The 9,382-nt window shown below is 48.7% G+C and carries 10 protein-coding genes; 8 read left to right on the forward strand and 2 right to left on the reverse strand.

Annotation, left to right across the window (positions count from 1 at the left end):
* Positions 1 to 17: 17 nt before the first annotated feature.
* Positions 18 to 1,712: a stalk domain-containing protein gene (locus tag PBN151_RS07525; protein WP_072728460.1), complete on the forward strand. Its 1,695-nt coding sequence runs from the start codon at positions 18 to 20 to the stop codon at positions 1,710 to 1,712.
* Between the two features lie 166 nt (positions 1,713 to 1,878).
* Entirely contained in the window at positions 1,879 to 2,067 is a 189-nt protein-coding gene (locus tag PBN151_RS07530) for a hypothetical protein (protein ID WP_065292076.1), read from the forward strand.
* 137 nt (positions 2,068 to 2,204) lie between these two features.
* Here PBN151_RS07530 and PBN151_RS07535 read toward each other — a convergent pair whose 3' ends face one another.
* Positions 2,205 to 3,191: a DMT family transporter gene (locus PBN151_RS07535; protein ID WP_072728461.1), complete on the reverse strand. Its 987-nt coding sequence runs from the start codon at positions 3,189 to 3,191 to the stop codon at positions 2,205 to 2,207.
* Between the two features lie 149 nt (positions 3,192 to 3,340).
* On the opposite strand from PBN151_RS07535, the gene PBN151_RS07540 reads away from it, so the two are divergent.
* From PBN151_RS07540 to PBN151_RS07550, 3 genes are all read left to right on the forward strand, one after another.
* Positions 3,341 to 3,901, forward strand: a complete 561-nt coding sequence (locus PBN151_RS07540; RefSeq protein ID WP_021253831.1) for a helix-turn-helix domain-containing protein — start codon at positions 3,341 to 3,343, stop codon at positions 3,899 to 3,901.
* A gap of 50 nt (positions 3,902 to 3,951) precedes the next feature.
* Positions 3,952 to 4,398 (forward strand): thiol-disulfide oxidoreductase DCC family protein, encoded by a 447-nt coding sequence (locus PBN151_RS07545; RefSeq protein WP_072728462.1) that lies wholly within the window; start codon positions 3,952 to 3,954, stop codon positions 4,396 to 4,398.
* Between the two features lie 117 nt (positions 4,399 to 4,515).
* Positions 4,516 to 5,352: a hypothetical protein gene (locus PBN151_RS07550; RefSeq protein ID WP_072728463.1), complete on the forward strand. Its 837-nt coding sequence runs from the start codon at positions 4,516 to 4,518 to the stop codon at positions 5,350 to 5,352.
* A 102-nt stretch (positions 5,353 to 5,454) separates the two neighbouring features.
* Here PBN151_RS07550 and PBN151_RS07555 read toward each other — a convergent pair whose 3' ends face one another.
* On the reverse strand, positions 5,455 to 6,579 hold the full coding sequence (locus PBN151_RS07555; protein ID WP_072728464.1) for a mandelate racemase/muconate lactonizing enzyme family protein: 1,125 nt from the start codon (positions 6,577 to 6,579) through the stop codon (positions 5,455 to 5,457).
* Between the two features lie 118 nt (positions 6,580 to 6,697).
* Between PBN151_RS07555 and PBN151_RS07560 the strand changes: the two genes are divergently transcribed.
* Genes PBN151_RS07560 through PBN151_RS07570 form a run of 3 tightly spaced genes read left to right on the forward strand, consistent with a single transcriptional unit; the run spans position 6,698 to position 9,290 of the window.
* Complete coding sequence (locus PBN151_RS07560; RefSeq protein WP_044355921.1) at positions 6,698 to 7,093, forward strand: hypothetical protein; 396 nt, start codon at positions 6,698 to 6,700, stop codon at positions 7,091 to 7,093.
* 32 nt (positions 7,094 to 7,125) lie between these two features.
* Positions 7,126 to 7,722 carry a gluconate 2-dehydrogenase subunit 3 family protein gene (locus PBN151_RS07565; RefSeq protein WP_072728465.1) on the forward strand — a complete coding sequence of 199 codons (597 nt, stop codon included), beginning with the start codon at positions 7,126 to 7,128 and terminating at the stop codon, positions 7,720 to 7,722.
* Complete coding sequence (locus PBN151_RS07570) at positions 7,719 to 9,290, forward strand: GMC family oxidoreductase (protein WP_072728466.1); 1,572 nt, start codon at positions 7,719 to 7,721, stop codon at positions 9,288 to 9,290. The genes PBN151_RS07565 and PBN151_RS07570 overlap by 4 nt, the downstream gene beginning before the upstream one ends.
* Positions 9,291 to 9,382: the final 92 nt, after the last annotated feature.

Below are 9,382 nucleotides of genomic sequence, written 5' to 3' on the forward strand. Positions count from 1 at the left end.
ATGATGGAGGGGTCAACGTGAGAAAGAGAATATGGACGTGGCTGCTGGTTGTGTCATTGCTTCTAACGGGAATTGGGAGCAGTATACAGCCAGCTTATGCTGCCGCAGCTTCTTCAACCGTAGGAACAATGAAGCTGTATGATTATTCACTGCTGGAATGGAACGGGAAGCGCGAGTTCCTAGGCAGGCACTATGTAGAGACATCTACGGATGGACTGTATCTCGGCTTGAAGCCATTTACAGACATCTTCGGGTTCCAAGCGGATTGGAACAAAACATCGAAGATATTGACATTGAAAAATCAAGAGCATACCTTCGTATTCACAGCCAACAGCAAGCAGGGGAAGGTGGACGGAGCTGCACTGCCGCTGCCTGAAGCTGTTCTATTCGAGAAAGGTGGCGTTGCTGTACCTTTGTCTTACGGTGCATTGCTGAATAATGTGAAGCTGGAGCTCGTGAATCAGTTGGACAAGGTACATGTTGCGGCGATTCCAAATGAAGATGCATATAGTAACGCGTATGACAAAGTTAGCGGTCCATATCATCAAATGTATAGTACATACGAAAAGGCGCTAGCTGCATATGAGTTGGCATTGAACGATAAGCTTTACTATGTTCAAGGTTACATTGATCAACGATCACCGCTGTACGTGATAGGTTCGAGCACCGCAGAAGGCAATCATACGCTAGCAAACTCATCCACAGCGGGCATGATCATACAGAATCCAGACAAGAGTGGATACTCTCAGAATGGATATGCGGGCTATCATTACTATCTCCGAACTGAAAAGAAAAAGAATATTTTCGGAGAGACGATTGATGTGTACGTATTTGGTGCTCCAACGGCTGCTATGCAAAAAAATATCAACGCGAAGAAAAATGCGTATACGAAGGCAGATGCCAACCTTCGCAAATCAAATAAGCAGTTCGATTCCGTAGTGAATAATTGGATCAATGCGGTGAAAAAGCATTACAAGGGTGCTGGTAAGCCAAATGATCCGAACACACTAGCAGCTATTTCCATCCACTTGAAGGCATTATATATGGACACTGGTGCTTATGCCTTCGATGATGAGGCGAAATCCGTTCTAGCTGTTCTGAAGAACTCGAGCGAAAGTACACATTGGGGTGTTCGCAACGTGTTCGATGAAGGAGATTTCCGTGAACGATTCCAATATTTCTTGAAGAAAGATGTAAATGTAGCACTGAGTATCGCACACACTCCTGAACAATATAAAGCTGCTGCAGAGATTTTATATACGAAGAAGAACTATAGTGCGGCAAAACTTGCGGCTGATGAAGCGCAAGCACTTGGAGCGAATATGAAGCAAATGTTAGCTGAACTGAACAAGTTGGCTGCGGAAGATAGAGAACAAGAACAATTCAAGGCGTGGCAGCAATCTTATGTTGCCCTGATGAAGAAGTTCGAAGCGGAGCTTGCGAAGAACAATCTGCAGAAGAACGGGGAAGAGGGAGCGAGTGCACCTCAAGCTAATAAAGAAGAGATTGATGCTCAATTCTCGAAGCCGTTAGCTAAGCTGAAGACGGAACTGGCAGATCTAAAGTCGGTCGAGAAAAATTTAGAAGAGAGCAGCATTACGAACTTTGAATGGGCTATCCAGTATTTAACGAAGAATCCAACAGATTATGTCACGGCGGCGGACTTATTCGATGTAGCCAAATTCAGATTAGAAATGAAGGACACGAAATAAATAATATAAGAAGCTTCAGCAGTTAGCTGCAGTCCTACCGTAACCATATGGTTTCGAGGGGACTGCAGCTTTTGTATATATGACTATATAGTGTTGTGATTTAATTCACATACTATCACTCAATTCCATGATATAGTGTAACCATAAAGAACAGGGAGTGATAAAGATGAGAACATTCAAAACATTTGACACAACGGATCAAGTAACTCGCAACTTCCTTCAACTTTGCTATATGTGTGACGATAATGACAGATGCACGACAGAAGAAGAGTGCAGACAATGCTGGGCTGACCAGGGTCTTGCAGCTAAGCCGGAAGAAGAAACACGTGAACTGCTGAATGCTTATTACGCATAACAAGAAATGACTTTCGTTTCAAATACTTTGTGAAAATAATAACTTACCATGGTTAGTTTTGCCTCCACCTTATATAATAGAAAGAGCGCCGCATACTTAATAGGCTGTATGCGGCGCTCTTTCGCTATTTCTGTGTATTAGGCTGTTCTCTTGGATAGTGTTGGTGCTGGCTTCGGCTTTGCTGGCGCAATTTTACGGTTCGCCAAGCTCGTTGCAATCATCCCGGCGATAATGACGAACATCCCAACGAGCGACCAGCCTTGCGGGAATGTACCGTTCAGAAGCAGTACCTCACCAAGCACGGTGAAGATCAGAATGCCAGCCTGTGTGGACTCAACTCCAGCAAGCAGTGCTGTATTATGCTTCGCCATGTCTGTTGCCAAGAAGAAGAGCAGACTTGCGATTACGCCAGAACTGATGGCAAGCAGGAATGCTTGTCCGAACTGAGAGGCGGATGGCAAACCTACAGACATAGTTCCGTATATGCCAAGCAGGATAGCTATAGGCATACTGCCAAGTGCCATGCCGAGTGTGCGCTGGAAGGAATCCAGCTTGTTGCCGCAGAGCGCCATCATTTTACGGTTGCCAAGCGGATAGAAAGTAGCTCCGATAATAACAGGTATGAAGCCCAGAAGTAATTCCGATAAGGTAACATTGCTTGCTTCAGACACTTGCATGAGTACTACACCGATAAGTATAATGACGGAAATGCGCATACTCTTGAACGGAATGGACTGGCGTACTCTTACCGGGCCATTCGGTGTCTGGCGTGTCTCGAAGAACAGTGGCGACAAGCACGCGCCAATTAATATCGTAATTTGCCATGTTCCCGATGTGAGCCAAGACGGTGCATAGACTGCTGCAAAGCTGAGCAGCGAATAGAACGCGACTCCACACAGGGAACCCCATGTTAGCCACTGCAAGGGATGCTTACGCATTTCACGGAAGAGAGGCGGAAGGTTTTTGCGAAATGCGACAATCGCAAGCAGTATGGGAATCGCAAGTAGAAAGCGCAGCGATGCGGTCCAAGCCCAGCTTGTTCCGGACAGGTTCATCGCGCGGTTAATAATGAATGTGGATGAAAAAAACATGGATGCTAAAATGCCAACAAATATGGCTCTCATGATGCTCACCTTACCTCTACTTGAAAATCATTTTCAATTGTGTATCCAGTAAAGTATAATATACTATATTATTTTTAAAGTAAAGTATAATGTAACAAATATTTGCATAATGATTGTAAATTTTTCGTTCGAATTGGGGGAAACATTCGATGAATGAGCACGAAACGAAGCAATTGATGCAATCGGTAGGCGCGAATTTGCGGAAGCTGAGGAAAGATAAGCAGCTAAGTCTTGAGGAATTGTCCGCTCTGTCAGGGGTTAGCAAGCTTACTCTTGGCAACATTGAGCGTGGAGATACGAACCCAACAATCGGGATGATGTGGAAAATATCGCGGCATTTGTCTGTTCCTCTGATGACGCTGCTCATGCCGGATAAGTCAGTGCGCATCTCTCGATCAGGTCATGGCCCTACCTATGAGAGTGAATCCGGACAATGGATATTGGAGCCTGTTTTTACGGATCTGCGCGAGAAGATGGAGATGCTGCGTGCACGGCTAAAGCCCAATTGCGTCTACGAACCAGAGCCAAATCACCCATGGACAGTGGAAATTGCTACGGTGATGTCGGGTACGGTGCAATTGACCATTGGAGAAGATACGTATACGCTGCACCAATTTGACTCCATTCAATTTTCCGCTACCGAAACGCATATGTATGCCAATGTAGGCGATGAGGAAGCGGTCGTGCAATTTACGGTGTTCTACTCGTAACGGGATGTGAGGGATATACAATTGTTGAAGGAAGAAGCGGGTGAGGACAGATGAGCATACGTAAACGCCGCATGCTTGAGGTGTATTATGATAGTTGGTGTCCGCTTTGTACGGGAATACGCTCACGATTGGAACGATGGGATTGGCTGCATGTGCTGCGATTTTACTCGATACGCGATCAGCATGTGATGGAACGGATTCCAGTGTCCATGGACAATCTGGTGGACAGCATGCATGCGCGGGAATCAAGCAGCGGACGCATTCTTTCCGGTATCGAGGCGGTGCATGCACTCTGTATGAGGGTGCCGATATTAATGCCGATTAGTCCGTTCATATGGCTCAGCATGAAGCTGGGAATTGGCGGGAAACTATATCGATACATCGCTTCAAGACGCACGATTGTTCCTGCTGGCCAATGCAACTCTAATGGCTGCGAGCTTCCAGTGCGGAGGAATACGCAAGGCGATGATTCCGATACGCATTCAAGCAGAACATAACGTCCTTACGCATTGGCATAGGGCGTATTTCTGTTTTTTTTGCAATGCCACCATTGCTCGTATCGACCATTCAGGTATGAGGATGCGCAAGCAATGATTGAGAGAAGGTGATAGAACGTGACGAAGCTGCGTCATCAAGGTACAACAGGAAAAGTGACAAGGTCACGACGTGTGAGTGGTTGGTTTATCTTTTTTCTTCTAACGGATCTGCTCGTTTTCGGCGGCTTTGCTATCATGTACAGTGAGTCTAACGCCTGGGAAAAGGAATTACAGAATGCGGTCCCTGTTGAAACGGTGACTCCAGAAATGACAGGCATCGTAGCGATAACAGGTACGCTTACCTCTCGAAATCCTGCCCTGGATGAACATTTGGCTTCATCTTATGCGCTGCTCGTGAAAGAGGATCGAAGGTGGTCATGCAACTCTCGCAAGTGCAGTTATGTGACAACAATGACGACTACAGTGGGTGATGTGAACGGATTGTCGGTGAACGGGATCCCACTTCAGCCGTCCGTATTCCGCCTGACCAATCTTACTGTGCCGCTGCACGAGGTGACGCTCCGCAATCCGAACGAAGAGGTCGAGAACAACCGAGTACTGGTAGTGGCGCCGAATGAGTCGGCACTGAGCTATGCCGGCGTTCCAAATGGTGAGGAGGTTACCATACTCGGGCAGGCAGAAGAAGGACAGCTGAAGCCAATGTCATTTCCAAATGGCACGGATTCCGTCTTGTATGGAGGCTTGCCGCCCTATGCGCCGAAGGACAAGCCGGAAACGATCGAAAGAGGATATGTCGTAGGTTCGTCGCTGGATGCTATCATAGCCCATGAGAAAAATATGCAGAATGACGTCATTTGGACCGTGCTCATCGTTGGCTTACTGCTGCTGCCTGTAACGCTGCTGCTGGCCCCATGGCCGAAGAAACAGCGAGGTTCAAGGAGCCTGAAGCGATAATATTTCTCGTAAATGGATCTATAAATACGATTGCAATATTGTTGGGCGAAGCCAGAGCTTCGCCTCTTTTCGTTGCGCAAAAGAAATGCTGGTCAGATTCATTTACCAGAAACGCGATCCGTCCCAGCGGTAATGGCTAAGCATGTCTTCATCGATGGCTGTCCCGATGCCGGGGCCGTTCGGAATATCGACGGTTCCATGATGAATGTGAAGCGGAACCAAGGCCGTAAATGGATTGTCCATTACGTCCCACTCTATCGGTTCAACCGCTTCGTCGGCGTCCATTTTGCTCCAGGCAGGCAAGCAAGCGTGAGCGAATAGCGCGTAGCAGCGGGCTAAAGCGCCATCGAAGGTATGCGGGGATACGCGAATGGTCGCTGTGCGTGCGAGCTTTAGTACGTCGCGATAGGCATCGATACCGCCAAGATGAAGCGGATCGGGCTGAACAATATCCAGCGCTTGCTGAACGATGGCTTGATGGAATAGCGAGGGAGTCGTGGCATTTTCACCGCCTGCAACCGGAATGTTCAGTCGAAGTCGACAATGCGCGAATTGATCCCATGCGTTCAAGGGCAATGGCTCTTCGAACCAGAGCCAATTTTCGTATTGAATGACCAAGGAGTTCCAGCTGCTGGCCGTGGCAGCATCATAGCTTCCATTGGCGTCCAATGCAATTCGTACACGCTGCCCGTACTGTTCTTGGACGGCGCGGACATGGCGAATATCATCAGTGAGTGATTTCCCGCCCACTTTTATTTTCACGTTAATAAACCCCTCTTGAACCGCCTGCTCCATATCCTTTAGCGATTGGACTACCCAATCCGATGCATCTGAATACGATTGAAGCGATGCGTACAAGGGGAGCGAACGTCTAACCGTGCCACCCCAAAGCTCGCAAATTGATAATTTCGCGCTGTGCGCAACGATTTCCGTCAGCGCCATGCTGACCGCAGCTGCGGGTCTATCATGCTTCTGCTTGGATAATGCAGTGATAATGGCATTTCGTTCCCGGGCATCCTTGCCAAGTAGGAATGGAATGACGGCGTGTTCAAACTCAGCTTCCAGAGCAGGCAGCCATCCCGAACATTCACCCCATCCAGTAAGTCCGGATTTCGTCGTAATTTTGATCAGGTAAGCGGAACGGAACTTCTTCAAGCCATTGGCATCTCCGTAGGGATGGGGGATTCGATATAACAACGGGTACGTGTCGATCTTGTGAATGAGCAAGAGCAACCTCCTAATAGAAATGATGACTTATGTTTTAAGTATGGGATATGTTGGAACACTTTTATAAGCGGCTATCGCAAAAGAAAAAAATTATGATTCGTACGAAAGAGGGAACGCGATGGGATGGGAAGGTTGGCCAATCGAGCGGATGCTCATTTTATTCGTCAGTTTAGCCTTTTGTTTAATCGGCATACAAGTGACGATGTCTCATTATCGGCAAAATTTTCACCATAAAGCGATGTGGGTGCCCGTGCTGGCAGCTCCGTTGTTTTTTGTGTTCGGGTTGATTCTCGTCTGCTTTCACGTGGCATGGCTGCGTGTTTTTTTCCAAATCCTTATGTGGGTTGGAGCTTTGGCGGGACTGGTCGGTTTTTATTTTCATGTTCGTGGTGTAGGAAAGCGGGTCGGGGGTTATCAATCACATAACTTTCTAATTGGGCCTCCTGTCATCATGCCGCTCATGATTACCGCGATGAGCCTGCTTGGGATTATAGCGCTGTATTGGCGAGCGTAATGGTTGAAGATGACTGTACTGGAGTGAGATTGATGGTGAGAAGAACTCGGTATCCTTCATTCAATGTACTGGATGAACGCGAGGCATGGGATACCCATACCCAAGCCATCGTGACGAGCAGAATAAGTAAGTCGCAGTCCTGCACCGTGTTAGATGGTGAGGAATATAAGCTGCTGCTACAGGTATGTTCCGCGCTCGTCGATGACGAGAGAGAGGAAGTAATTCAATATGTGCTCGCCCACGTAGACCAGACATTAAAGGATACGACGACGGGAGAAGGGGAACGCAGAACGGGCGTGCCGGAGCGCAAAATGCTTATTCTTGAAGGGATTCAGCATTTAGACAAGTTCCTGTTGCAAGTTACGGGGAAAAAAGCGAGCAAATGTGAAGCACAGCAGCTTACCGAGGTGCTTCGGCAAATTAGCGATGGACGAGCGGATTATTCGAAATGGCCCAGCAATCTTCAACGCGAATGGTTCGTGAAGATGCTTAATCTGACTGTCGAGGCGTATTGCTCGCATCCTATCGTGTGGTCTGAGATGGGGTATGCCGGCCCTGCATACCCGCGCGGCTATGTTCGTGGCGATATCGGACAGCTTGATCCATGGGAGGCGAAGGAAGAAGCATGATACTGCGTAAATTTGCTGATGAGGCGGACGTTGTAATCGTTGGCGCCGGTGCCGCCGGCGGCGTGCTTGCTAAGGAATTGAGCGAGGCCGGGTTCCGTGTCGTTGTACTGGAGGCCGGGCCGTTTCGCGATCCGCAGCAGGACTTTGCAAGCGACGAGCTCACCATGAAAAACTTGGGCTGGCAGGACACCCGCATAGTAGACGGAAAAGACCCGCTGACGATGGGTCATAACAACTCCGGTCGCGGTGTAGGCGGAGGAACGGTGCATTTTACGGCCGTGTTTCTTCGATTCCATGAATCTGACTTCCGTACCAAGACTCTGGATGGCGTTGGAGAAGACTGGCCCATACGTTATGAGGATCTTGAGCCGTATTACTCGCGTATTGAGAAAGAGATTGCGGTATCCGGTCCGAAGCATTTCCCTTGGGGCAGCTACCATGGGCCTTATCCGTATCCAGAACGGGATCCGCTGAGTCCGAATGCTTATTTATTCATGAAGGGCTGCGAGAATTTGGGGATTCGTTCGTCTGTTCCGCCGCTAGCCATCATATCCGCGCCGTTCGACGGCCGTCCGCCATGCATCAACAGGGGCTTCTGCAACCAAGGATGCATGCCGAATTCGAAATTCAGCACGTTAATTGTGCATATTCCGAAGGCTATCGCTGCAGGAGCGGAGGTGCTAGCCGATTGCATGGTAACCCAAGTGATAACGGGAAGCGATGGCAAGGTAACGGGCGTAGCGTTCGTGCATGAAGGCGTGACTTATTCGCAGAAGGCAAAAGTAGTCATCTTGTCCGCTTTCGCGGTAGAGACGCCGAGACTGCTGCTTCACTCCGCGAATAACCGCTATCCGGATGGACTTGCCAATAGCAGTGGTTGGGTTGGCAAAGCGATAATGCCGCACAGTAGTGAAGATGTATATGCCAAGTTCGATCGCGATATACGGTTGTACAAGGGAACTCCGGTACTGGCGACGACGCAAGACTTCTATGAGACAGACAAAAGCAGGGGGTTCGCGCGAGGCTACACCCTTCATGCACATGGCGCCAGACCCGTCGGGTTCGCTCAGGGCTTGAGCAAGTCTCGGACAGGCCCAATCTGGGGAAGCCGGCTTAAGGAAGAGCTGCTGGACTATAATTACTACGGAAGAATTACGATGGTAGGAGAGGTGCTGCCGAACCCGGACAATCGGGTAACGCTTGCCGGTGAAAAGGATGAGAATGGAGTACCGCGGGCCAAGGTAACGTTCAGCTATGGAGAGAACGACCGGAAGCTAATCGAGCATGCCGTTGGCAAAATGAGCGCAATTCTGGAAGCGGAAGGCGGCGATGTCAAATATGTCGTGCCGGATACCGCTCATCTCATGGGTGGCTGCCGAATGGGCACGAATCCGCAGACTTCTGTCGTCAATTCGTATGGGCAATGCCATGATATTCCCAATTTGTTCGTCTGCGATGCCAGCATGTTCGTGACATCCGGCGGAGCTAACCCGACGAATACCGTAATGTCACTGGCTCTGCGAACCGCCGATTACATCAAGGAACAAGCGAGGAAGCTGGAGCTGTAATAAGCTTCCTTCATTAAATCGTTTGAGTAATGTCAATGACGTGGAAAGGGGCTGTCCCATAAGTAGGTTTTTACTACTTGTGAGACGACTCT

This window comes from Paenibacillus sp. NAIST15-1, from assembly GCF_001894745.1.
Taxonomy (GTDB): domain Bacteria; phylum Bacillota; class Bacilli; order Paenibacillales; family Paenibacillaceae; genus Paenibacillus_B; species Paenibacillus_B suaedae.